The organism is Bacillus sp. FSL R5-0397, assembly GCF_038593395.1.
In the GTDB taxonomy this organism is placed as follows: Bacteria; Bacillota; Bacilli; order Bacillales; family Bacillaceae; genus Bacillus; species Bacillus altitudinis.
This window is the reverse complement of record NZ_CP151992.1, coordinates 2,535,180-2,559,933: the sequence shown is the minus strand read 5'-3', so window position 1 is coordinate 2,559,933 and position 24,754 is coordinate 2,535,180. Positions and strand designations below refer to the sequence as shown.

The window sequence follows — 24,754 nt, the reverse complement described above, 5'->3', positions numbered from 1 at the left end:
TTCATCACATGTCATTAAGAGAAGAAGCATTACATATGCACAAAGAGAATCAAGGCAAACTCGAATCAAAATCAAAGGTACAAGTGAAAAATGCGAAAGACTTGAGCTTGGCTTACTCACCAGGTGTGGCAGAGCCATGTAAAGATATTTATGACGACACAAGCAAAGTGTATGATTATACAATGAAAGGCAATATGGTCGCTGTTGTCACAGACGGAAGTGCTGTGTTAGGGCTTGGAAACATTGGGGCAGAAGCATCTCTTCCAGTAATGGAAGGAAAAGCTGTCTTATTCAAAAGCTTTGCAGGTGTTGATGCATTCCCAATCGCACTTGCAACAAACGATGTAGACAAAATCGTTGAAACAGTGAAGCTTCTTGAGCCGACGTTTGGCGGCGTGAACCTTGAAGATATTGCAGCACCAAACTGCTTTATCATTGAAGAGCGTTTGAAAAAAGAGACAAACATTCCTGTTTTCCACGATGATCAGCACGGGACAGCGATTGTAACAGTGGCAGGACTTGTGAATGCACTGAAGCTGTCTGGAAAATCAATGTCTTCAATTAAAGTGGTTGCAAACGGCGCTGGAGCAGCAGGAATTGCGATTATCAAACTTCTTTATCATTTCGGTGTACGTGATATCATCATGTGTGATACAAAAGGCGCTATTTATGAAGGCCGTCCGAATGGTATGAATGCAGTGAAAAATGAAGTAGCTAAATTCACGAACCAAGATCGTAAAGAAGGTTCTTTAGAAGAAGTGATTGAAGGCGCAGATGTCTTTATCGGCGTTTCAGTAGCAGGTGCTTTAACTAAAGAAATGGTTGGAAAAATGGCAAAAGATCCTGTCATCTTCGCAATGGCTAATCCAAACCCAGAGATCATGCCAGAAGACGCACATGCAGCAGGTGCAAGTGTTGTAGGAACTGGCCGTTCTGACTTCCCGAACCAAGTGAACAACGTCCTTGCATTCCCTGGTATTTTCCGTGGAGCGCTTGATGTACGTGCGACACACATTAACGAAGAAATGAAAATTGCAGCTGTTGAAGCGATTGCTTCCCTTGTATCAGATGAAGAATTGTCAGCGGAATACGTTATCCCTGCACCATTTGATGCACGAGTAGCGCCAGCGGTAGCCAAAGCAGTGGCAAAAGCAGCAATGGAAACGGGCGTTTCAAGAATCAAAGTAGACCCAGAAGCTGTTGCAGAAAAAACAAGAAAATTAACGATTATCGGCGAGTAATCGAATTGGAAAAGTGTGCACGTTCTTTCTGAATTTGGAGGAAAAACGTGCACCATTTCCTCTCTTACACGAAATTTTTTTCATCCTAAATGAGATTTTTTTGTAGACGTTCACAATTCACATATACCAACTACTCAGCGCCCCAAACCTATACTCATTTCTCATCAATTCCCCACTGAAAAAATTGAATGAAGGATGACAGCGTTTGACAAAAAAAGTACAATAGTTTCGGTACAGTTATGACATGTCCTATAATAGTGGATGTGCGTGTAAAGAAAAAACCCTTCAAAAAGGGAGGTAGTCATTTGTCAATCAAGAATATTTTCAGTAAAAAGAAAAAATATGCATCTGTACCCTCTGAACAGGCAAGTCAAGATGTGCCTGAAGGCATCATGACCAAATGTCCGCAATGTAAAAAAATAATGCTCACCAAAGAACTAGATAAAAATTTACGTGTTTGCATGAATTGCGGCAAACATTTGCAAATGAATGCAAAACAACGTATTGAAAGCCTTGTAGACGAAGGCACATTTGAAGAATTTAACGGTCACCTCATTTCTGAGAACCCGCTCGGTTTCCCAGGCTACGAAGAAAAGCTTCAGAAAGACAGAGAAAAAACATCTTTGAATGAAGCCATCGTAACAGGAAAAGGTGAAATTAAAGGTCAAAGTGCTGTCATTGCTGTCATGGATGCCACGTTCCGTATGGGCAGCATGGGCTCAGTCGTTGGTGAAAAGATTACATTAGCTATTGAGAAAGCAAAAGCGGACAAGGTGCCATTTATCATCTTCACTGCATCTGGAGGAGCAAGAATGCAAGAGGGAATTCTTAGTCTGATGCAGATGGCAAAAACAAGTTCAGCATTAAAGCTGTTCAGCGAGGATCAAGGTCTGATTATCTCTGTGATGACCAATCCGACAACTGGCGGTGTATCAGCTAGTTTCGCATCTCTCGGTGATTACAACTTTGCAGAGCCTGGTGCATTAATTGGTTTTGCTGGTCGCAGAATCATTGAACAAACCATTCGTGAAGACCTACCTGAGGACTTCCAAACGGCTGAATTTTTAATGAAGCATGGTCAGCTAGATGCTGTGATTCACCGTGCAGAAATGAAAGAAACATTAGGCCAAATCTTAGCACTACACAGCACAGGAGGTGAACGAGAGTGGCTGGAGAACTAGAATTTGAAAAACCTGTCATTGAACTTCGAGCGAAAATTGATGAATTGAAAAAGTTCACACAAAACTCAGAGATGGATTTAAGTGCGGAAATTGAGCGCCTTGAAACGCGTCTGAGTAAGCTTGAAACAGACATTTATACAAATTTAAAGCCGTGGGACAGAGTACAAATTGCTCGTCATGCGATGCGCCCAACAACTCTCGATTACATTCAAGAGCTGTTTGATAACTTTTTCGAATGTCACGGTGACCGTTTTTATGGCGACGATGAAGCCATCGTTGGAGGAATTGCTACGTTTAAAGGACTTCCTGTCACAGTCATTGGTCATCAGCGCGGAAAAGACACAAAAGAAAACTTGCGCCGTAATTTCGGGATGCCGCATCCAGAAGGTTACCGTAAAGCATTGCGCTTGATGAAACAAGCAGATAAATTTAATCGTCCAATCATTTGCTTTATTGATACAAAAGGAGCTTATCCTGGTAAAGCAGCTGAAGAACGTGGGCAAAGTGAAGCAATTGCGAAAAACCTTTTCGAAATGGCAGGACTTCGTGTACCGGTTGTCTGTATTGTCATTGGAGAAGGCGGAAGTGGCGGAGCACTAGGCTTAGGCGTAGGAAACCACCTATTTATGCTAGAGAACTCAACATATTCAGTGATTTCACCTGAAGGTGCAGCAGCACTGCTCTGGAAGGACTCATCACTTGCGAAAAAAGCTGCAGAATCAATGAAAATTACCGCTCCAGACCTAAAAGAATTAGATATTATAGATGATGTTATTAAAGAAGTGCAAGGTGGAGCACACCGAGACGTGAAACAACAAGCAGCCTACATTGAAAAAACATTAAAACAGTCACTTACATCTTTGCTCAAACAATCGCCTGAAGAATTAGTCGAACAAAGATATCAAAAATACAAAGCAATCGGTAAAGTATCGATTGAAAATCAATATATTGGGGTAAACTAAATAAACGTACAGCCTTTTGGCTGGCGTTTATTTTTTTCGTCTTTTTTCATCAAAACGATCTGATGTAAGCGCTATTTGAAAATAATTTTCTTTTGTTTTCATAAAATTTGAAACGTCTGAAAACGTTGATTTGACAAGGTTTATAGCACTTGAATCAACTGTTTTTTGAACAAAGTGCTTTCATGACTTTCTTAACTTTTGTTTAAAAACATTTTATTTAATTGTATAATAAGTACGGTTTTAGAAATTCGTATTGAAAACATCCGGTTTTGCTCATGATTGTTTTCAAGCAGTGGAAATGGTATGTTTAATTCATATATGGTCTCTGAGGTGAAAAAGATGAAGCGTATAGGAGTTTTAACGAGCGGTGGGGATTCCCCAGGAATGAATGCAGCTGTGCGCGCAGTTGTAAGGAAAGCAATTTACCATAATGTAGAAGTTTACGGTATTTATAATGGATATTCAGGTCTAATTAACGGTAAAATTGAGAAACTCGAAATAGGTTCAGTAGGCGATATCATTCATCGTGGAGGAACAAAACTTTACACGGCAAGATGTCCTGAATTCAAGACAGTTGAAGGTCGTGAAAAAGGGATTGAGAACTTAAAAAAATTCGGTATTGAAGGACTTGTTGTCATCGGTGGAGATGGCTCATTCATGGGAGCGAAGAAATTAACAGAGCTCGGTTTTCCATGTGTAGGTGTCCCTGGCACGATTGACAATGACATTCCTGGTACTGATTTCACTATTGGCTTTGATACAGCACTAAATACAGTCATTGATGCCATTGATAAAATTCGTGATACAGCCACATCTCATGAACGTACATACGTAGTGGAAGTAATGGGAAGACATGCTGGGGATATTGCCCTTTGGTCAGGTCTTGCAGGCGGAGCTGAATCGATTTTGATTCCTGAAGCAGACTATGACATGGACGAAATTATTGCCAGATTGAGAAGAGGACATGAGCGCGGCAAGAAGCACAGTATCATCATCGTCGCAGAAGGCGTAGGCAGCGGTGTCGAATTTGGTAAGAGAATTGAAGAGGAGACAAGCCTTGAAACGCGTGTATCTGTCTTAGGACATATTCAACGTGGAGGTTCTCCAAGTGCGTTTGACCGAGTGCTCGCAAGTCGCCTAGGAGCGTATGCAGTAGAACTTCTTCTTGAAGGAAGAGGCGGACGCTGTGTAGGTATTCAAAGCAACGAACTTGTTCATCACGATATTTTAGACATCTTAGATAAAAAGCATACAGTCGATCAAAATATGTACCGACTTTCACAAGAGCTCTCTATATAAAACGAGAAGACCTTAGGAGGAACAGTAATGAGAAAGACAAAAATCGTTTGTACAATCGGTCCAGCAAGTGAAAGCATTGAAAAGCTGACTGAATTGATTGAAGCAGGAATGAATGTAGCCAGACTAAACTTCTCTCATGGAGATTTTGAAGAGCATGGTGCACGTATTGAAAACATTCGCAAAGCAGGTAAAACTTTAGGCAAGGACATTGCGATCCTTCTTGATACAAAAGGTCCAGAGATCCGTACACGCACAGTTGAAAACGGCTCAATTGAGTTAGTTGCTGGTGCTGATCTTATCGTGAGTATGGAAGACATTGTGGGAAACACTGAAAAAATCAGTGTGACGTACGAAGATTTAATTCATGATGTAGAAGTGGGCTCAACCATTTTATTAGATGATGGTCTGATTGGTCTAGAAGTAAAAGAATTAAATAAGGACCGAAAAGAAATCGTCACAAAAGTAATGAATACAGGCACACTGAAAAACAAAAAAGGTGTCAACGTACCAGGTGTGAGTGTGAACTTGCCAGGTATTACAGAAAAGGATGCCAATGATATTCTGTTTGGAATTGAACAAGGTGTCGATTTCATCGCAGCTTCTTTTGTGAGACGAGCTTCTGATGTTCTTGAAATTCGTGAGCTACTTGAAAAGAACAACGCAGCTGACATTCAAATCATTCCGAAGATTGAAAACCAAGAGGGCGTTGATAACATCGATGAAATCCTTGAGGTATCAGATGGACTGATGGTCGCGCGTGGAGATCTTGGTGTAGAGATTCCGGCAGAAGAAGTACCACTTGTTCAAAAAATGCTGATCAAAAAATGCAACCGTTTAGGCAAGCCTGTCATCACAGCAACTCAAATGCTGGATAGCATGCAGCGTAACCCGCGTCCAACACGTGCGGAAGCAAGTGACGTGGCAAATGCTATTTTTGACGGTACAGATGCGATCATGCTATCTGGTGAAACAGCAGCAGGAACATATCCAGTTGAAGCTGTGCAAACGATGCACAACATTGCCTCACGTTCAGAGGAAGCACTTAACTATAAAGCAATCCTTTCTCGCAGAAGCGAAGAAGTAGAGGTCAGCATTACAGATGCGATCGGTCAATCTGTTGCGCACACAGCTATGAAGCTTGATGTGGCAGCGATTGTGACACCTACTGAGAGTGGTCATACAGCAAGAATGATTTCAAAATATAGACCTAAAGCACCAATCGTTGCAGTCACAGCAAACGAATCAGTAGCAAGAAAGCTATCTCTCGTATTCGGTGTATTTGCGAAGAGTGGATCAAATACGTCATCTACTGATGAAATGCTAGAGAATGCAGTAGAAAAATCTATTGAATCTGGCTATGTAAGACATGGCGACTTGATTGTCATTACAGCTGGTGTGCCGGTTGGAGAAGCTGGTACAACGAACTTAATGAAAGTGTATGTTGTCGGTGACATCATTGCGAAGGGTCAAGGAATTGGCCGCAAATCTGCATTTGGACCGGTTGTTATTGCACAAAGCGGAAAAGAAGCAGAGGAAAAAATGTACGATGGTGCGATTCTTGTCGCAAACTGCACAGATCGTGATATGATGGGGGCTTTAGAAAAAGCGTCTGCCCTTATCACGGAAGAAGGCGGTCTAACAAGCCATGCAGCAGTCGTTGGGCTTAGCCTTGGCATTCCAGTGATTGTTGGCCTCGACAGTGCCACAACACTTCTAAAAGAAGGCGAAGAGATTACAGTAGATCCAGCACGCGGAGCGATCTACAAAGGCCGTGCAAGCGTCCTTTAAATCACACACGAGGGGAGTTGTCTGACTCCTCTCTTTTTTTATGTTACACTAAAAAAAGTAAACAGCTTTCGATGAAAGAGACCCCATGAGGTGATATGGTTGAAAAAATATTTTCTACTATTATTGATTCTGTTCCCAGCAGTGGAAATTAGTTTATTTTTAATCTCAAGTAACATCATTGGTATTTTACCAACGATGCTAGTCATTGTGCTGACAAGTGCACTAGGTGCTTACTTTGCAAGGAAACAAGGAATAGAAGCATTTCAGAAAGTGCAGCGAGATTTACAGTATGGCAAAATGCCAGGGGCCACCATTGTCGATGGCTTCTGCATTCTGATCGGTGGTTTGCTGCTGCTCATACCTGGATTCCTTTCTGATCTGATTGGGGCTGTGCTGCTCATTCCCATGACAAGAAAACGGATCAAACCGCTCTTTGAGCGCTGGCTTAGAAATATGTCCAATCGCAAACGCTATACGATTATACGCTAAAGAGACCTTCGCATCAGGTCTCTTTTACTTTTGCGCACCATACCGAATGTACTGATAAAGGTCTCTGAAAACCCCTGCATTACGAAACGCCTGCCAAACGACAAGAGAAGCGGGACCGAGTGCAAGTCCAAGAAAACCAAAGCATTTTAACCCGACAAACAATGCCACAAGTGTTGCTAAAGGATTAAGACCGATTGATTTACTTAAGACTTTTGGCTCTGATACTTGTCTTTGAATGAGCACCACAATATACAAAATGCCCAGTCCAATGGCGAGTGAAAGATTTCCTGTCATGGCGGAGTAAATGATCCACGGAAGAAAAACGGTGCCACTCCCGATGTAAGGAAGTAAATCAACTAGACCAATACATAGAGCAATCACAATCGCATGTTCGACCTTTAAGATGAAAAGTCCAATCAGCACGATCCCAATGGTCATGGCAACAAGGAGAAGCTGGGCCTTCATAAAGCCAGAAATGGCTTTTTTGATTTCAGATAAAATGGCACGTGTATGAAGCATCCATTTGGCGGGAAAGATACGAGAACCATATTTTTTTAACGTAAACCAATCTTTTGTGATAAAAAAAGTCGCTAGTGCGGAAAATAAAAGCGTCGCTGCTGCATCAGGCAAAAGACCTAAAAAAGCTGGAATGAATTCAAGAGTTTTTGAAAGGAAAGTCCCGATTTTTGCCGCTGCTTCGTCACCAAGTGCTTGGATTTGTCCTAAAATCGATTCCTTTTGACCTGCTTGAAGTGTATTAAATTGAGCAGTCAAATCATGATATAAAGGCAAAATCTGATCTGTGAAAAAACGTTCCACAATCCCAATCATTTGATCAAGATGACCTGGCAGGACCTTTGCTAAATAAGCACTTCCTGAAATGATTTCCGCTACTAAAAGTGTCATGAATCCAGCTGCTGCCACTAAAAAGAGTAATAACACAATGATGACAACAAAACCTCTTGGCATCCCGGTCATGTTTTCGATTTTGCATACGGCTGGATGAATCAAACACGACACGGCAAATGCAATCCAAAATGGATATAAAAACGGAAAAGACTGATATAAAAAAACAACCGCACAAACGGCGATGCTGAAAATCATCAAACTTCGCAAAAAAATGCCCACATAAGTGTGATTCACACAATCCCCTCCAAAAAACAAGCATGTCCGATACTTCATTTTATTCAAAAAGATTAGTAATATGAAAAGGTCGCAATAAAAAGAAAGAAAGGAGCGGCGTATGTTTACTCAAGCAAATTTGTTTTTGGTTCTTTTACTCGTTATTGCACTTATTGCAAAAAACAATTCCTTAATTTTAGCGGTCTCTGTGCTGATTGCCATTAAGCTGATTGGCCTGGATCAAAAAATATTCCCGGTTCTGCAATCAAAAGGTATCAATTGGGGTGTGACGGTCATCACGATCGCTGTGCTTGTTCCGATCGCAACAGGGGACATTGGATTTAAACAACTTGGAGAAGCGATGAAATCTTCCTATGCTTGGATAGCTCTTGGAGCGGGTATATTAGTAGCATTAATTGCAAAAAACGGCATTGTGCTACTCGAAAACGATCCGCATATCACAGCAGCACTTGTATTCGGTACGATTTTGGCAGTCAGCTTATTCAAAGGTGTGGCTGTTGGCCCGCTGATTGGTGCTGGAATTGCCTATTTAGCGATGCAAGCAGTGAAATTTTTCAGCGGTTAAAAAGAGAGTGGTTCATGCCACTTTCTTTTGATTTTTTTTCTGGCGTGAGCTTTTGCAAAAAAACATAATTAAATATATTAAAAGAAGCAAAATCCCTTTATTCCATGCCCGAACCGGAAGGCTGGAAAAAAAAATATCAAAAAAAATTATAGTTAAACATTTAACAAATGTCTGATTATTGTTTATAATGGGAATAGGCTTAATTTTGAACTCATTGATCAAACACGAGATATGAGGCTAAAAGCGCTCTAACCGTATAGGTAAATGTAAGCATTTTCTTTTCTAAACCTGCCAGCCTATTTTGGTTGGATAGCGCTTTCAAAAAGCGAGAATTTTGCAACGAAGGGGAATCTTTTTAAAAAGGGGAGATTGAACATGACAGCAACAAGAGGTCTTGAAGGTATCGTGGCAACAACTTCATCCGTAAGCTCAATTATTGATGATACTCTTACTTATGTAGGGTACAATATCGATGATTTAACTGAAAAAGCGACTTTCGAAGAAATTGTCTACCTGTTATGGCACTTAAAGCTGCCGAATGAGCATGAGCTAAGCGAGTTAAAGCAGCAGCTCAATGAAAATGCTCATATTCCGCAAGAGATCATTGAGCACTTTAAATCTTATTCGCTGGATGGGGTTCATCCAATGTCTGCGATTCGTACAGCGGTATCCTTATTAGGTTTACTTGATGACGAATCAGAGATTATGGACAAAGAAGCGAATTACAGAAAAGCCATTCGCTTACAAGCGAAAATTTCTGGACTTGTCGCTGCATTCTCACGTATTCGAAAGGGACTTGAGCCTGTACAGCCAAAAGAAGAATACAGCTATGCTGCAAACTTCTTATATATGCTAAACGGCGAAGAGCCTTCACCAGTAGAAATTGAAGCGATTGATAAAGCGCTCATTCTACATGCGGATCACGAATTAAACGCATCGACATTTACAGCACGCGTATGTGTTGCTACACTATCAGATATCTACTCTGGTGTAACAGCTGCTATCGGCGCATTGAAAGGACCTCTTCATGGCGGCGCGAATGAAGGCGTAATGAAGATGCTGTCAGAAATTGGCGAAGTTGAAAACGTAGATTCCTATATTCATGGTAAGCTAGAGAAGAAAGAGAAAATTATGGGCTTTGGCCACCGCGTTTATCGCCAAGGTGACCCGCGTGCAAAACATTTAAAAGAAATGAGCCAGCGCTTAACAAATCTCACAGGCGAGCCAAAATGGTATGAAATGTCTGTACGCGCAGAAGAAATCGTGACATCAGAGAAAAATCTTCCACCAAATGTTGATTTTTATTCTGCTTCTGTCTATCACAGTCTTGGGATTGATCATGACTTATTTACACCAATTTTCGTGATCAGCCGATTCTCTGGATGGATTGCTCACATTTTAGAGCAATATGACAACAACCGTCTGATCCGTCCAAGAGCTGACTATATTGGACCTGATCTTCAAACGTTTGTTCCGATCAGTGAAAGAGACTAATGTTTATAGAATAGCGGAGGCTGATCCATCTAAACCAATCAGTCTCCATATCAACAAAAAACGAATCACGTGAAAAACTTCTTGGCTTGCAGACATCAAGCTTGGAAGTTTCAAATATTCACTACATAACCTGGGAGGTAATATCATTGTCACAAGGCGAAAAAATTACAGTTACTGGCGGCGTATTGAATGTACCAAATAATCCAATTATCCCGTTTATCGAAGGGGACGGAATCGGTCCTGACATTTGGAAAGCAGCATCAAGAGTTCTTGAAGCAGCTGTAGAAAAAGCATATAAAGGTGAAAAGCAAATCACTTGGAAAGAAGTATATGCAGGTGAAAAAGCTTACAATAAAACTGGCGAGTGGCTTCCAGAGCAAACACTTGAAGACATTCGTGAATATTTAATCGCGATCAAAGGACCACTGACAACACCAATTGGCGGAGGAATCCGTTCATTGAACGTGGCACTAAGACAAGAGCTTGATTTATTCACATGCTTACGTCCAGTTCGCTGGTTCAAAGGTGTACCATCTCCTGTGAAACGTCCAGAAGACACAGACATGGTCATCTTCCGTGAAAACACTGAAGATATCTATGCAGGAATCGAGTATGCAAAAGGATCAGACGAAGTGAAGAAGTTAATCGACTTCTTGAAAAACGAATTAGGTGTGAATAAAATCCGTTTCCCAGAAACATCAGGTATCGGAATCAAACCAGTTTCTGAAGAAGGAACATCTCGTCTTGTCAGAGCAGCGATCCAATATGCGATTGACCAAGGCCGTAAATCTGTGACGCTTGTTCACAAAGGAAACATCATGAAATTTACAGAAGGAGCCTTCAAAAACTGGGGCTACGAAGTGGCTGAAAAAGAGTTTGGCGACAAAGTCTTTACATGGGCACAATATGATCGTATTGTAGAACAAGATGGAAAAGATGCGGCAAACAAAGCGCAAAGTGAAGCAGAAGCTGCTGGCAAAATCATTGTCAAAGACAGCATTGCAGATATTTTCCTTCAACAAATTTTAACTCGTCCAGCTGAGTTCGATGTTGTCGCAACAATGAACTTAAACGGAGACTACATCTCTGATGCACTTGCAGCACAAGTTGGTGGAATTGGTATCGCACCTGGTGCAAATATCAACTACGAAACAGGACACGCTATTTTTGAAGCGACTCACGGAACAGCACCGAAATATGCTGGTCTTGATAAAGTGAATCCATCTTCTGTTCTTCTATCAGGCGTGCTTTTACTTGAGCACCTTGGATGGCAAGAAGCTGCTGATCTAGTGATTCAATCTGTTGAAAAAACAATTGCATCTAAAGTCGTCACGTACGATTTTGCTAGATTAATGGACGGTGCAACAGAAGTGAAATGTTCTGAGTTTGCTGACGAGCTCATCAAAAACTTGTCTTGATTCTTAAACTTTAAAGTTAAAGGGGAAAAAGGAAATGGCAAACAAGCGTAAAAAAGTATCTGTCATCGGAGCAGGCTTTACTGGAGCAACTACAGCATTTCTAACAGCTCAAAAAGAATTAGCGGATGTCGTATTAGTGGATATCCCTCAGCTTGAGAACCCGACAAAAGGGAAAGCACTTGACATGCTGGAAGCAAGCCCTGTTCAAGGCTTCGATGCGAATATTACAGGAACTTCTAACTACGAAGATACAGCCGGTTCTGATGTCGTGGTCATTACGGCAGGAATTGCAAGAAAGCCGGGAATGAGCCGTGACGACCTCGTGTCAACAAATGAAAAAATCATGCGCAGTGTGACACGTGAAATCGTTAAATATTCTCCAGAAGCGATCATTGTTGTGTTAACAAACCCTGTTGATGCAATGACATATGCAGTTTATAAAGAATCAGGATTACCAAAAGAAAAAGTCATCGGACAATCAGGAATTCTTGATACAGCACGTTTCCGTACGTTCGTTGCTCAAGAATTAAACCTATCTGTGAAAGATGTGACAGGCTTTGTTCTTGGCGGACATGGGGACGACATGGTTCCTCTTGTACGTTACTCTTACGCAGGCGGTATCCCGCTGGAAACATTAATTCCTAAAGAGCGAATTGATGCAATTGTTGAAAGAACAAGAAAAGGCGGCGGTGAAATCGTCAACCTATTAGGTAACGGTAGTGCGTATTATGCACCTGCTGCTTCACTCGTTGAAATGGTTGAGGCGATCTTAAAAGATCAACGCCGCGTCATGCCGACGATTGCATACCTTGAAGGTGAATATGGCTACGAAGGCATTTACCTTGGAGTTCCAACAATCGTAGGTGGAAACGGCCTTGAGCAGATCATCGAGCTTGAGCTGACAGAAGAAGAAAGAAGTCAGCTTGACCGTTCTGTTGAATCTGTAAAGAACGTCATGAAAGTATTGTCTTAATAAGAATAAAAAAGAAGGCTTCTCGTATGAGGAGTCTTCTTTTTGTTTACAAAGCCAATCTTGTCGAAATTTTAAATTGTTCTCTTGTTAAGCTTTCGTTAAAATGAAAGAGAAAGCATGACTTCTCGCTTTTCACATAAGATACAAAAAACCGGATGCAGGGGAAATCACTAATTGGAGGCACAACATGAATAAAAAAATATTAGTTGTGGATGATGAAGAATCAATTGTAACACTTCTAAGCTATAACCTTGAAAGGGCGGGCTACGATGTCGTCACAGCAAGAGACGGAGAAGAAGCGCTTGAAAAAGCAGCAAGTGAACAGCCTGATCTGATTGTGCTTGATTTAATGCTTCCGAAAATGGACGGCATTGAAGTGTGCAAACAACTGAGAATTCAAAAAATGATGTTCCCTATTTTAATGCTGACAGCAAAGGACGATGAATTTGATAAGGTGCTCGGTCTTGAACTTGGAGCCGATGATTACATGACAAAACCTTTCAGTCCTAGAGAAGTGGGTGCTCGGGTAAAAGCCATTTTGAGAAGAGCACAGCAATCTCAGCCGGCTCCCGTGCAAGAAGAGAAGGAAGAGATCATTGCAGACCAAATCAAAATTGGAGACCTGCGCATTTTACCTGAACATTACGAAGTCTATTTCCAAGAAGAACGTCTAGAGCTTACGCCAAAGGAATTTGAACTGCTTCTTTATTTGGCTAAGCATAAAGGCCGTGTCCTTACGCGTGATCTATTGTTAAGTGCGGTTTGGAATTATGACTTTGCAGGTGATACTCGTATTGTGGATGTGCATATCAGCCACTTGCGGGACAAAATTGAAAAGAACACGAAAAAACCAACATATATTAAAACCATTCGAGGCTTAGGCTACAAATTGGAGGAGCCAAAGCCAAATGAGTAAAGTGAGAACCCGCCTTTTTTCTGGGCTCATTTTTCTCTTGTTTATTGTGTTTGTTGCGCTTGGTCTTTTCTTGGATCATATGTTTCATATTTTCTATGAAACAAAATTAACCGAACGAATGGAAAAGGAATCGAGTTTTCTCCTTTCTTCTATGAATGTTGAAGATTTGAATGCGGAGCAAAACAAGAAGATTCTTAATCAAGCAAAGCAGCATCTCGATATGAATGCGTCGATTGTGGACGTGAAGGGGAATATCATACATACAACGGGTCAAGCAGAACAAAGGGCTGTCATTTTAAACACACTGAAAAGTGAGCAGCTCCAAACAAAAGGAACGTTCATTGAGGATGAGAAGGATGCGCTGTTTCATTATGCAGTTCCAATGATGAAACAAAACGAACCGGCGGGATATTTATTTCTTCATGCTTCATTCCAGCCTTTGAATGAGATTGACGGCCAGCTCTGGCTTGCATTAGCCTTTTGTCTTGGTTCGGCCATCATTATCATCGTCTTCTTTGGCTATCGCATGTCGATGAAGTATGTAAAGCCGATTGATTATGCCACAAAGGTGGCCAAACAGCTTGAACGAGGGAACTATGATACAAATAACTATGAAGAGCTGATCATTGAAACAAGTGAACTCAATACATCAATGAAGCGTCTGGCAGAAAGTCTTCAAGACATGACAAGCGCTGGCGAAATGCAGCGAGATCGTCTGCAAACAGTCATTGAAAACATTGGAGCGGGGATTATTTTGATTGATAAAATGGGCTATATCCACTTAGTCAATCGAACATTCCGCAAGCAATTCAAAGTGCAAAAACATATTTACATGCACAAGCTGTATCATGAAGCCTTTACCCATGAAGAGATTATTGAGTTAATAGACGAAATTTTCATGACAGAAACCAAGGTCCGAAAGTTTTTACGTCTCGCTGTTGACATCGAGCGCCGTTATTTCCAAGTCGATGGTGTCCCGATCTTAAGTACAGACGATGAATGGAAAGGGATTGTTCTTGTCTTTCATGATGTGACAGAAACAAAGCAGCTAGAACAGATGCGAAAAGACTTTGTCGCTAACGTGTCACATGAATTAAAGACACCGATCACGTCAATTAAAGGCTTTTCTGAAACACTTCTGGATGGTGCCATTGACGATAAAGAAGCGCTGACACAATTTTTGTCCATCATCCTAAAAGAGAGTATTCGTTTAGAAACGCTCATCCAAGACTTACTTGATCTCTCGAAAATTGAACAGCAGCATTTTAAGCTGAATATTCAAGAAGCCAATGCGACAGAAATCATTCAAGAGATTGAAGTACTGCTAAAACAAAAGGCTGCTGAAAAAGGCATTGACCTACAAGTGCGTGTCCCGAAAGAGCCGGTCTATGTCATGGCAGATCCGCTGAGATTAAAACAAATTTTCCTCAACCTGATCAATAATGCCCTCACCTATACACCAGAGGGAGGAAGTGTCACGATCACAGCAAGACAGAGGAAAGACAGCTATGAATTTGATGTAGCAGATACAGGGATCGGTATGAAAAAGAGTGAGATTCCAAGAATATTCGAGAGGTTTTATCGAATTGATAAAGATAGAAGTAGAAACTCAGGCGGTACAGGGCTTGGTCTGGCCATTGTCAAACACCTTGTCGAAGCACATGAAGGAACGATTTCTGTTCATAGCAAACAAGGCAAAGGGACGACGTTTACCGTGAGTTTAAAGTCAAAATAGAGAAGAATGGAAAGTGGCGTTAAAATTTACATGATCTTTACAATGAATTCATGTTTTGTTAATCAATCATTGGTAGGATGAATAGGAACCCCTTCATCCAAGGAGCCAATTTTGGAAGGACGAAAACACTTGTTGTTTTCGTCCCTTTTTTATGCAGGCTCGTCTATTTTCTTTTCAAAATAAACTTTGATAAAATGAACATACAATGTGCGAAAGAGACGGCTGAGCCGGCTCAGTCGATGGAGGATTAAAAGATGACAGATCAAAAGAAATTAGTACTTGTGGATGGAAACAGTCTCGCTTATCGAGCCTTTTTTGCTTTGCCGCTATTATCCAATGATAAAGGCGTACATACAAATGCCATTTATGGCTTTGCGATGATCTTAATGAAGATGCTGGAAGACGAGAAGCCGACTCATATGCTCGTAGCATTTGATGCGGGTAAAACCACCTTCCGTCACGAGACCTTTAAGGAATATAAAGGCGGAAGACAAAAAACTCCGCCAGAACTATCAGAACAAATGCCGTTCATCCGTGAGCTATTAGATGCTTATCAAGTGAAAAGGTACGAGCTTCCGCAATACGAGGCGGATGACATTATCGGTACACTGGCTGTAGAGGCAGAAAAGGACGGCTTTGAGGTCAAAATCTTCTCAGGAGATAAAGACTTAACGCAGCTTTCAACAGACCATACAACAGTAGCCATTACGAAAAAAGGCATCACAGAAGTAGAATATTACACACCGGCCCATATTGAAGAGAAATACGGCCTCAGACCAGATCAAATCATCGACATGAAAGGGCTGATGGGAGACTCATCAGACAATATCCCTGGTGTGCCTGGTGTCGGTGAAAAAACAGCGATCAAATTACTAAAGCAGTTTGAAAGCCTTGAAAATCTGCTTGATCATATTGACGAAGTCAGCGGGAAAAAGCTAAAAGAAAAGCTTGAAGAATATAAAGAACAAGCGGTGATGAGTAAAAAGCTGGCGACGATTCTCGTAGAAGCACCAATAGATGTGTCAAGCAAAGAGCTCGCCTATGAAGGTCCTCACATGGAGCAGGTCATCTCTCTTTATAAAGAACTGGGCTTTCAAACGCTGCTAGAGCGTTTAGGAGAAGCGCCAGAATCAGATGAACCAGTAGAAATAGACGAACTAGACGTGAAGAAAATGACAGATGTCACGGAGGACATGCTGACAGATCACGCTGCACTTGTGGTAGAACAGCTAGGAGACAATTATCACGAAGCCGATTTGATAGGGTTTGCGATCCATAATGAGAACGGTGCATTTTTTATGACAAAAGAAGATGCTCTGCAATCTGAAACGTTTAAACAATGGGTACAGGATGAAACGAAGAAGAAATGGGTCTTTGATTCCAAAAGAGCGGTTGTTGCGCTCAGATGGCATGATGTTGATCTAAAAGGTGTCGATAACGATGTCCTGCTCGCTTCCTATGTGGTCAATCCGCAGAAATCCTATGAGGACGTTGCAAGTGTGGCGAAGGAATATGGCCTGAACATAGCCCTTTCCGATGAAAAAATTTACGGAAAAGGAGCGAAACAGGCGATTCCACCTGAAGAAGAGCTAAAAGACCATCTTGGAAGAAAAGCAGCAGCGATCTCTGCGCTGCATGATTTGACCCTTGAAGCGTTAGAAAAGAATGATCAGCATGAGCTGTATGAAGATTTAGAGTTGCCACTTGCCCTCATCTTAGGTGAAATGGAATCTCTTGGGGTAAAAGTGGATGTTGAACGTCTTCAGAAAATGGGTGAAGAACTCACGAAGAAGCTGAAGGAATATGAAGAAACCATTCATCGGTTAGCAGGAGAAACATTTAACATTAATTCACCGAAGCAACTTGGTGTGATTTTATTTGAAAAATTAGGACTGCCGGTTATCAAAAAGACCAAAACAGGCTACTCTACGTCTGCGGATGTCCTTGAAAAGCTTGAAGACAAGCACGAAATTATTCGGTCCATTCTGCATTACCGTCAAATAGGAAAGCTGCAATCTACTTATGTGGAAGGCTTAATGAAAGTGACGCGCAAAGATACGCATAAAGTGCACACAAGATTTAATCAGGCACTTACACAAACAGGAAGACTAAGCTCAACAGACCCAAACCTTCAAAACATCCCGATTCGTTTAGAAGAAGGCCGGAAAATTCGTCAAGCGTTCGTTCCGTCAAAAGAAGGCTGGCTCATGTTTGCAGCTGACTATTCTCAAATTGAGCTGCGTGTACTCGCGCACATTTCTCAAGATGAGAACTTGATTGAAGCCTTTACGCAAGATATGGATATTCACACGAAAACAGCCATGGATGTGTTCCATGTCTCAGAAGAAGAAGTGACTTCCTCTATGAGAAGACAGGCAAAAGCTGTCAACTTCGGAATCGTATATGGAATTAGTGATTATGGACTGTCTCAAAACCTTGGGATTACAAGAAAAGAAGCAGCGGCCTTCATTGAACGTTATTTAACAAGCTTTAAAGGCGTGAAAACCTATATGGAGGACATCGTGCAGGAAGCAAAACAAAAAGGATATGTGACCACGCTTCTTAAACGCAGACGATATATCCCAGATATCACAAGCCGTAATTTTAATGTGAAAAGCTTTGCGGAAAGAACGGCAATGAACACACCGATCCAAGGCAGTGCTGCCGATATCATCAAAAAAGCGATGATTGATATGGCACGAAAGTTAAAAGAAGAGAATCTGCAGGCAAATCTGTTATTGCAAGTGCACGATGAACTGATCTTTGAAGCGCCAAAAGAAGAAATCGCCATATTAGAAAAAATCGTCCCTGAAGTCATGGAAAGCGCACTTCAGCTCGATGTGCCGCTAAAAGTCGATTTCGCTTCAGGTCCATCTTGGTACGACGCAAAATAAAGAGAGAGAAAAAGGAGCGAGGAGCATGCCGGAATTACCAGAGGTTGAGACCGTCCGGCGCACTCTTCAGCGGTTAGTCAAAGGAAAAACGATTGAAACGGTCGATATCAAATGGCCAAATATCATCAAACGTCCTGGGGAACCGGAAGAGTTCGCTAGAAGGATGGTAGGAGAAACCATTCAAACCATTGAAAGAAGAGGGAAGTTTCTACTCTTTCATTTAGACCACTATGTGATGGTCTCCCATTTAAGAATGGAAGGGAAATACCGTGTACATGAAACTGGTGAGCCTTATGATAAACATGTACACGTCGTCTTTACGTTCACAGATGGTACCGAACTTCGGTACCATGATGTCCGTAAATTTGGGACGATGCATCTATTTCAGCCAGGCGAAGAAGAAAAAGAACTTCCGCTATCACAGCTGGGATATGAACCTTTTTCAGACTCATTTACTCCAGAATATTTATGGGAGCAATTAAAGAAAACCTCCCGCGTGGTCAAAACGGCTTTACTTGATCAAAAAATCGTGGTTGGTCTCGGTAATATTTATGTAGATGAAGTGCTGTTTAAATCAGGTATTCATCCAGAAACAAAAGCGAATCAGCTAAGTCTTGCATCTTGCAAGGTGCTCCACAAACATATTATTGACACGCTTCAAGTGGCTGTTGATGCAGGAGGTAGCACCATTCGCTCCTACATCAATTCACAAGGTGATATTGGGACTTTTCAATTACAGCTTCTTGTATATGACCGGCGGGGAGAACCTTGCCAGACGTGCGGCAGTATCATAGAGAAAACAGTGGTGGGAGGGCGCGGCACCCATTTTTGTGTGACCTGCCAAAAACGCCCTTCATAAAGGTAAGCCGTCAGCATGCTTCCTTTTTGCCATGCATACGATAAAAAACATTCTTTTTTCAGCAAGGTGTAGACTGACACACAGCCCACCTGCTCTTCATATAGTGAAGAAGAGTCTAAGGACGCCTAGAGACTCTTGATCATCGTTGCATGAACAGAAAGGAAGAGTACAGGTATGATTTCGTTTTCGCTTCTGTTTTTAGCTATTGCCGTCAGCATTGACAGCTTTTCTGTAGGTTTTACGTATGGTCTTCGCAAGATGAGGATTCCATTTAAAGCCATCGTTATTATTGCTTGCTGTTCAGGAATTGTGTTGCTCATTTCCATGCTGATTGGTAGCCTGCTCACGACATTCCTCCCTGTCTCAGTGACAGATAAACTGGGTGGAGGCATTTTAATTGCCATCGGACTTTGGGTTCTGTATCAATTTTATAAACCAGCGAAAGAGCGTGATTTGCTCCTTCATGAAAAAACACTTCTCAATGTAGAAGTGCAGTCTCTTGGGCTTGTCATTCATATTTTACGAAAGCCTACAAGTGCAGATATTGACCGCTCTGGCACCATTAATGGAATGGAAGCGGTGCTTCTTGGAATTGCTTTATCCATCGATGCATTTGGTGCAGGGATTGGTGCAGCGATTCTTGGTTTTTCTCCAATTGTCATGAGCATCACGGTCGCTGTGATGAGTTCTCTTTTTGTATGCATCGGACTGCGTGCAGGTCATTATTTGGCCAATTGGCGCTGGATCGATAAACTCGCATGCTTACCAGGGCTGTTGCTCATTTTAATTGGGGTGTGGAAGCTGTAAAGGAGGAAACGAATTGACGCTCGTCATTGGATTAACAGGCGGGATTGCTAGCGGAAAAAGCACAGTCTCGCAGATGATAAAAGAGAAAGGCATTCGGGTGGTGGATGCTGATATCATTGCAAAAGAAGCGGTTTCTAAAGGATCGGCTGCCCTTCATCAAATCGTTCAAACTTTTGGTGAAGAGGTTCTTCTGCCAAATGGTGAACTGAACCGGCAGCAGCTTGGAGCGATCATTTTTTCTGATGAAGAGAAAAGAAAAAAGCTCAATGCCATCGTTCATCCTGAAGTCAGAAAGGAAATGCTCGAGCAGCGTGATGAAGGGGTGAGCAACAATGAAACATTTGTTGTGCTTGATATCCCGCTCCTATTCGAGAGCAAGCTGGAAGGGCTAGTCGACCGCATCATCGTTGTGTACACGACGCCTGAATTGCAGCTGTCGCGGCTCATGAATCGAAACGACCTGAGCGAGGAAGAAGCACTGAATCGCATTCACTCCCAGCAGCCTCTGAAGGAAAAATGCCAAAAAGCAGACCGCGTGATAGAAAACACAAAAGATCTTGCTTTTATTAGAAAGCAATTAGAGAACATATTAAACGAATGGGAACATACAGATAAGTAAGAGTACATACAGTACTCTTCTTTTTTTATGCTTTTTTCGTCAATTTCATTGCAAAGAACAGCCCTTTTTTGAAAATATACGTTTATATACTGGCAATTACATTCTAATGTGATATACTAATTTCATAAATAAATTTATTGAGTATAACACATAATAGAGGAGTGACCTGTTCATGAAGGTAAAAGCAGCGATCAATGGGTTTGGCAGAATTGGACGCATGGTCTTCAGAAAAGCAATGCTTGATGATCAAATTCAAATTGTAGCGGTGAACGCAAGCTATCCTGCCGAAACGCTAGCACATTTAATTAAATATGACACAAATCATGGACGTTACGAATGCGATGTGACAGCAGAAGATGACGCGTTGATTGTCAATGGCAAAAGAGTGCTTTTGCTCAATAATAGAGACCCAAAGCAGCTTCCATGGGGAGAGCTTGGGATTGATATCGTGATCGAAGCAACAGGGAAATTTAATTCAAAATATCAAGCGATGGGCCATATAGATGCCGGAGCGAAAAAAGTCGTACTTACAGCTCCAGGTAAAAATGAAGACGTTACAATTGTAATGGGTGTCAATGAGGATGATCTTGATCCTGAAAAGCACGTCGTTATTTCAAACGCATCTTGTACAACAAACTGCTTAGCACCAGTTGTCAAGCTGTTAGATGATGAATTTGGCATCGACAACGGCTTAATGACAACGGTTCATGCTTATACAAATGATCAAAAAAATATCGACAACCCCCACAAGGATTTGCGCCGGGCAAGAGCATGTGCCCAGTCCATCATTCCAACGACGACGGGTGCCGCTAAAGCGCTTTCTTTAGTGCTGCCGCACATGAAAGGGAAATTACATGGACTTGCACTTCGCGTACCGGTTTCAAATGTGTCGATGGTTGATCTTGTGGTCGACTTGAAAAAAGATGTCACAGCAGAAGAGGTAAATGCTGCCTTTGCAACGGCTTCAAAAACATCTCTTGCTGGCATATTAGATTACACAGATGAACCACTTGTCTCCACAGACTTTAACACAAACCCTTATTCTGCTGTCGTTGATGGACTTACAACGATGGTGATGGAAGGCAGAAAAGTAAAAGTTCTTGCATGGTATGACAATGAATGGGGCTATTCTTGCAGAGTGGTTGATCTTGTAAAGTTTGTTGGTTCCCAGATGAAAGAGCTTTCAGCTGTTTGAAATGAAGAAGAATGAACGTCCCTTTTCAAGAAATGAGAGAAAATCCCACTAAAAACACAGCTTGCAAAATGGGTCTAAACAAAGTATACTATTTTTCGTGAACTTCTTGTTCGCAGACTCATTCGGGTATACTTAAAGGGTTAGGACCTCTTTGGACTAACTTTCCCCCGTGGTATATGTCCGGTCCGGCTGCTTAGAACTTCACTCTTTCATTCTTGTTTAAGGGGGGTCCATGATGGAAACAATCGGACGTCACGTTATCTCCGAGTTATGGGGATGCGACTGTGATAAACTGAACGACATGGATTTTATTGAAAAAACGTTTGTAAATGCAGCTTTGAAATCAGGAGCTGAAGTAAGAGAGGTTGCTTTTCACAAATTTGCACCTCAAGGAGTAAGTGGAGTTGTCATTATTTCTGAATCTCATCTGACAATTCACAGCTTTCCTGAACATGGTTATGCGAGCATAGATGTTTATACTTGTGGCGATCTAGATCCGAATATTGCAGCAGATCATATCGGAGATGAACTAGGTGCTGAAACAAGAGAAAACATCGAAATTCCTCGAGGCATGGGACCTGTACAAGTGAAACAGGCGCAAGCCAAAGCACTGTAAACATAAAAAAGATTGCAATGGGAGCTGGCCAAAAGCATTAAATGCCTTTGTGTTATGCTCCTTTTTATATTTGTTCCATACACGACATCCAGCATGATCCAACCTGTCTATACTTTTGTTCTAGGAAAACAAAGGTTTTTTTTATAAAATAAAGAAGAGGGTTTATGACAAAGGGGATATGTGTATGACTTTAGGACAAAAGCTCAAACGATTCATTTCAAATCATACAGAAACATCTGACCATCATCCAGTGTCAGAGCTGAAAAGCCATTACTACAAATCGACACAAACTCAAGTTTTCCAAGCGGTAGAAGCCGTTCTTTTAAGAAACGATTCCTATCAAGTGACATCTGTTTCAGCAGAACGAGGTGAAATCAGCGCAAACATACGAACGCCGAAAAAAGCTTTTCTCGTGGCGACTGTCATTTCAATTCGTCCTTTTGAAACAGCTGTCGATTTTAATGTGACAACAGAAACAGCACTGCCAACAGACTTTGGCTACAGTCAAAAGGCTGTTTTGTCCCTTTATAAAGAACTAGACAAACAACTTCCAAGAAGAGATCGGAGCTGATGAAATGAAATGTCCCACATGTCAGCACCTTGGCACAAGGGTGCTTGATTCAAGACCAGTAGATGAAGGGAAGTCCATCCGTCGGAGAAGAGAGTGTGAAAGCTGTCAATATCGCTTTACGACGTTTGAAAAATTAGAAGAATTGCCATTGATTGTGGTGAAAAAAGAAGGAATTCGAGAAGAATTCAGCCGGGAAAAGATGCTGAGAGGCCTCATCAAAGCATGTGAAAAACGTCCTGTCGCTTTAAAACAGCTCGAGGATGTCTGCTTTAACATCGAGAAGGAATTGCGTAACCAAGGCATGTCAGAGGTGAAAAGCGAGCTTGTAGGGGAAATGGTGATGGACGAGCTGGCGAAAATTGATGAAGTGTCTTACGTCAGGTTTGCCTCGGTATACCGTCAATTTAAAGATATCAATGTATTTATTGATGAATTAAAAGATTTATTAAAGAAAGAACGCTAAAAAAGAGCTGAAGATTCTTCATGCTCTTTTTCCTGCGTAAAGCGTAAAACGCAAAAAGAGTGTACAATGAAGACAACCGTATTAAGGGAGGATCAGCATATGACAGAGCATTGGAAGGAAGTGCTAGCCGTCGATCCGTATGTCGTCAAAAGCGCTTCATTGCTCGGTGACATCGATAGACAGCTTATTACTCTTTTATATCAGCCGCTTATTGGCATGTCCGCTTTCAGTTTATACATGACGCTGTGGGGAGAGCTGGAACAAAATCGAATGTGGGGGAAACCCGCACCTCACCGTCAGCTGATGGTGATGCTGCAAACGAATTTAAATGATATTTTTGAGGAGCGCTTAAAGCTTGAAGCGATCGGATTACTCCGCACATATGAACAGGAAACGGAAGAAGGCAGACTGTTTACATATGAGCTCGTGCCGCCGCTGAGACCGGATGAATTTTTCCAAGACGGTATGCTGAATGTCCTTTTGTATCATCGGGTAGAGAAAGCAAAATATATGCAGCTTCGTGATTATTTTTCTTATCCAGGAGTTCCTGCTGATGCAAAGAACATCTCCCGATCGTTTGAAGAAGTGTTTCACGTCTTGCAGCCAGGAGAGCGCAAGATGACAGAGGAAATCAATCAGGCGTCATCGCTTGACGAGGGCTACGAATATGTGACAGTTGGCTCAAGTCAGCCTGCACCGCTTTCAGATGAATCTTTTGATTTTGATCTATTGTTAGCAGGCATGTCGGACATGATGATTCCAAGAAAAGCTTTGACAAAGCAAGTGAAAGAGACAATTAAGAAGTTAGCGGTCGTCTATGGCATCACCCCGCTGCAAATGCAAAATATTGTCGCAGGTGCCTGTGGTTCAGATCAGATGATATCAACTGAGGATCTGCGAAAAGCAGCGAGAGATTGGTATCAAATTGAATACAGAGGCGAACAGCCGAAGCTGATTGATCAAAAACAGCCAAGACATTTACGTCACAATGTCACGCAGAATTCAGGTGCAGATGCACCTGATGCGAAATTGATTGAAAAGCTTGATCATATTTCGCCTAGAGAGCTTCTAAAAGATATGGCAGATGGCATTGAGCCGACGTATGCAGACTTAAGAATTGTTGAAGATATTATGCTTGAGCAGCAGCTGGAGCCTGGGGTCATGAATGTCCTGATCTACTATACACTGCTAAAAACCGATATGAAACTGTCTAAAACATATATGCAGAAAATCGCCGCCCACTGGGTGCGAAAGAAAATCAAAACCGTGGCAGCTGCTATGAAAATTGCCAAAGAAGAGAATAGGCAAATGACAGAATGGGCGCAGCAAAAAAATAAGCGTCAATCATATGGATCAGGAAAAGTGATCCGCGAGGAGAAACTGCCTGACTGGATGAAGGAAGCTGAAACGAAAGAACAGCCAAAAGAACAGACAGATAACTTGTCTACAGAGGACCTCGAACGAGAAAAAGAAAAATTGTTAGATCAGTTTAATAATATGAAAAAGTACAATGCACATTAATGTGA

Annotated in this window: 22 protein-coding genes; 21 read left to right on the top strand and 1 reads right to left on the bottom strand. The window is 41.7% G+C overall.

Annotation, left to right across the window (positions count from 1 at the left end; all coding sequences use genetic code 11):
* The first annotated feature begins 8 nt into the window (after positions 1–8).
* From NSQ70_RS13070 to NSQ70_RS13045, 6 genes are all read left to right on the top strand, one after another.
* The gene (locus NSQ70_RS13070; protein WP_007501712.1) at positions 9–1,241 is read left to right on the top strand and encodes a malic enzyme-like NAD(P)-binding protein; all 1,233 of its coding nucleotides are present in this window, start codon (positions 9–11) and stop codon (positions 1,239–1,241) included.
* 305 nt (positions 1,242–1,546) lie between these two features.
* Entirely contained in the window at positions 1,547–2,422 is an 876-nt protein-coding gene (accD, locus tag NSQ70_RS13065) for an acetyl-CoA carboxylase, carboxyltransferase subunit beta (protein ID WP_342502202.1), read from the top strand.
* Positions 2,407–3,384 (top strand): acetyl-CoA carboxylase carboxyl transferase subunit alpha, encoded by a 978-nt coding sequence (accA, locus tag NSQ70_RS13060; RefSeq protein ID WP_008346075.1) that lies wholly within the window; start codon positions 2,407–2,409, stop codon positions 3,382–3,384. The genes accD and accA overlap by 16 nt, the downstream gene beginning before the upstream one ends.
* 339 nt (positions 3,385–3,723) lie before the next feature.
* A complete protein-coding gene (gene pfkA / locus NSQ70_RS13055) occupies positions 3,724–4,683 on the top strand; it encodes a 6-phosphofructokinase (RefSeq protein ID WP_017358271.1) in 960 nt (319 codons plus the stop codon).
* Between the two features lie 27 nt (positions 4,684–4,710).
* Positions 4,711–6,471: a pyruvate kinase gene (pyk, locus tag NSQ70_RS13050; protein WP_024718661.1), complete on the top strand. Its 1,761-nt coding sequence runs from the start codon at positions 4,711–4,713 to the stop codon at positions 6,469–6,471.
* Between the two features lie 99 nt (positions 6,472–6,570).
* Positions 6,571–6,960 carry an FxsA family protein gene (locus NSQ70_RS13045; RefSeq protein ID WP_007501703.1) on the top strand — a complete coding sequence of 130 codons (390 nt, stop codon included), beginning with the start codon at positions 6,571–6,573 and terminating at the stop codon, positions 6,958–6,960.
* A gap of 24 nt (positions 6,961–6,984) precedes the next feature.
* Here the strand turns inward: NSQ70_RS13045 and ytvI are convergent, their stop codons facing one another.
* Complete coding sequence (gene ytvI, locus NSQ70_RS13040; protein ID WP_342502201.1) at positions 6,985–8,103, bottom strand: sporulation integral membrane protein YtvI; 1,119 nt, start codon at positions 8,101–8,103, stop codon at positions 6,985–6,987.
* Positions 8,104–8,203: 100 nt separating this feature from the next.
* On the opposite strand from ytvI, the gene NSQ70_RS13035 reads away from it, so the two are divergent.
* The 15 genes from NSQ70_RS13035 (at position 8,204) to NSQ70_RS12965 (ending at position 24,749) form a co-directional block, all read left to right on the top strand.
* Positions 8,204–8,668 carry a DUF441 domain-containing protein gene (locus tag NSQ70_RS13035; RefSeq protein WP_007501699.1) on the top strand — a complete coding sequence of 155 codons (465 nt, stop codon included), beginning with the start codon at positions 8,204–8,206 and terminating at the stop codon, positions 8,666–8,668.
* A gap of 375 nt (positions 8,669–9,043) precedes the next feature.
* Positions 9,044–10,162 (top strand): citrate synthase, encoded by a 1,119-nt coding sequence (citZ, locus tag NSQ70_RS13030; protein ID WP_160757459.1) that lies wholly within the window; start codon positions 9,044–9,046, stop codon positions 10,160–10,162.
* 146 nt (positions 10,163–10,308) lie between these two features.
* The gene (gene icd / locus NSQ70_RS13025; RefSeq protein ID WP_024424789.1) at positions 10,309–11,580 is read left to right on the top strand and encodes an NADP-dependent isocitrate dehydrogenase; all 1,272 of its coding nucleotides are present in this window, start codon (positions 10,309–10,311) and stop codon (positions 11,578–11,580) included.
* Between the two features lie 34 nt (positions 11,581–11,614).
* Entirely contained in the window at positions 11,615–12,553 is a 939-nt protein-coding gene (gene mdh, locus NSQ70_RS13020; protein WP_007501693.1) for a malate dehydrogenase, read from the top strand.
* Positions 12,554–12,740: 187 nt separating this feature from the next.
* Positions 12,741–13,469 (top strand): response regulator transcription factor, encoded by a 729-nt coding sequence (locus tag NSQ70_RS13015; RefSeq protein ID WP_007501691.1) that lies wholly within the window; start codon positions 12,741–12,743, stop codon positions 13,467–13,469.
* Positions 13,462–15,204 (top strand): ATP-binding protein, encoded by a 1,743-nt coding sequence (locus tag NSQ70_RS13010; protein ID WP_017358268.1) that lies wholly within the window; start codon positions 13,462–13,464, stop codon positions 15,202–15,204. The genes NSQ70_RS13015 and NSQ70_RS13010 overlap by 8 nt, the downstream gene beginning before the upstream one ends.
* A 254-nt stretch (positions 15,205–15,458) precedes the next feature.
* Positions 15,459–18,098, top strand: coding sequence for a DNA polymerase I (gene polA, locus NSQ70_RS13005; protein WP_342502200.1), 2,640 nt, complete (start codon positions 15,459–15,461; stop codon positions 18,096–18,098).
* Between the two features lie 25 nt (positions 18,099–18,123).
* Positions 18,124–18,957, top strand: coding sequence for a DNA-formamidopyrimidine glycosylase (gene mutM / locus NSQ70_RS13000; RefSeq protein ID WP_017358266.1), 834 nt, complete (start codon positions 18,124–18,126; stop codon positions 18,955–18,957).
* Between the two features lie 174 nt (positions 18,958–19,131).
* A complete protein-coding gene (gene ytaF / locus NSQ70_RS12995) occupies positions 19,132–19,764 on the top strand; it encodes a sporulation membrane protein YtaF (RefSeq protein ID WP_007501684.1) in 633 nt (210 codons plus the stop codon).
* A 13-nt stretch (positions 19,765–19,777) separates the two neighbouring features.
* Positions 19,778–20,383, top strand: coding sequence for a dephospho-CoA kinase (gene coaE / locus NSQ70_RS12990; RefSeq protein WP_160757460.1), 606 nt, complete (start codon positions 19,778–19,780; stop codon positions 20,381–20,383).
* Between the two features lie 172 nt (positions 20,384–20,555).
* Positions 20,556–21,578, top strand: a complete 1,023-nt coding sequence (locus NSQ70_RS12985) for a glyceraldehyde-3-phosphate dehydrogenase (protein ID WP_342502199.1) — start codon at positions 20,556–20,558, stop codon at positions 21,576–21,578.
* A 235-nt stretch (positions 21,579–21,813) separates the two neighbouring features.
* On the top strand, positions 21,814–22,194 hold the full coding sequence (speD, locus tag NSQ70_RS12980) for an adenosylmethionine decarboxylase (RefSeq protein WP_003216492.1): 381 nt from the start codon (positions 21,814–21,816) through the stop codon (positions 22,192–22,194).
* A gap of 184 nt (positions 22,195–22,378) precedes the next feature.
* The gene (locus NSQ70_RS12975; protein WP_096881727.1) at positions 22,379–22,765 is read left to right on the top strand and encodes a cytosolic protein; all 387 of its coding nucleotides are present in this window, start codon (positions 22,379–22,381) and stop codon (positions 22,763–22,765) included.
* 4 nt (positions 22,766–22,769) lie between these two features.
* Entirely contained in the window at positions 22,770–23,228 is a 459-nt protein-coding gene (nrdR, locus tag NSQ70_RS12970) for a transcriptional regulator NrdR (protein WP_003216720.1), read from the top strand.
* Between the two features lie 99 nt (positions 23,229–23,327).
* Positions 23,328–24,749: a replication initiation and membrane attachment family protein gene (locus tag NSQ70_RS12965; RefSeq protein WP_017367826.1), complete on the top strand. Its 1,422-nt coding sequence runs from the start codon at positions 23,328–23,330 to the stop codon at positions 24,747–24,749.
* The last annotated feature ends 5 nt before the right edge of the window (positions 24,750–24,754 follow it).

Coding starts and splice junctions, on each gene's coding strand:
- NSQ70_RS13070 (WP_007501712.1), top strand. CDS start 9: ATGTCATTAAGAGAAGAAGCATTACATATGCACAAAGAGAATCAAGGC.
- pfkA (WP_017358271.1), top strand. CDS start 3,724: ATGAAGCGTATAGGAGTTTTAACGAGCGGTGGGGATTCCCCAGGAATG.
- pyk (WP_024718661.1), top strand. CDS start 4,711: ATGAGAAAGACAAAAATCGTTTGTACAATCGGTCCAGCAAGTGAAAGC.
- NSQ70_RS13035 (WP_007501699.1), top strand. CDS start 8,204: ATGTTTACTCAAGCAAATTTGTTTTTGGTTCTTTTACTCGTTATTGCA.
- citZ (WP_160757459.1), top strand. CDS start 9,044: ATGACAGCAACAAGAGGTCTTGAAGGTATCGTGGCAACAACTTCATCC.
- mdh (WP_007501693.1), top strand. CDS start 11,615: ATGGCAAACAAGCGTAAAAAAGTATCTGTCATCGGAGCAGGCTTTACT.
- NSQ70_RS13015 (WP_007501691.1), top strand. CDS start 12,741: ATGAATAAAAAAATATTAGTTGTGGATGATGAAGAATCAATTGTAACA.
- NSQ70_RS13010 (WP_017358268.1), top strand. CDS start 13,462: ATGAGTAAAGTGAGAACCCGCCTTTTTTCTGGGCTCATTTTTCTCTTG.
- polA (WP_342502200.1), top strand. CDS start 15,459: ATGACAGATCAAAAGAAATTAGTACTTGTGGATGGAAACAGTCTCGCT.
- mutM (WP_017358266.1), top strand. CDS start 18,124: ATGCCGGAATTACCAGAGGTTGAGACCGTCCGGCGCACTCTTCAGCGG.
- ytaF (WP_007501684.1), top strand. CDS start 19,132: ATGATTTCGTTTTCGCTTCTGTTTTTAGCTATTGCCGTCAGCATTGAC.
- NSQ70_RS12985 (WP_342502199.1), top strand. CDS start 20,556: ATGAAGGTAAAAGCAGCGATCAATGGGTTTGGCAGAATTGGACGCATG.
- speD (WP_003216492.1), top strand. CDS start 21,814: ATGGAAACAATCGGACGTCACGTTATCTCCGAGTTATGGGGATGCGAC.
- NSQ70_RS12975 (WP_096881727.1), top strand. CDS start 22,379: ATGACTTTAGGACAAAAGCTCAAACGATTCATTTCAAATCATACAGAA.
- nrdR (WP_003216720.1), top strand. CDS start 22,770: ATGAAATGTCCCACATGTCAGCACCTTGGCACAAGGGTGCTTGATTCA.
- NSQ70_RS12965 (WP_017367826.1), top strand. CDS start 23,328: ATGACAGAGCATTGGAAGGAAGTGCTAGCCGTCGATCCGTATGTCGTC.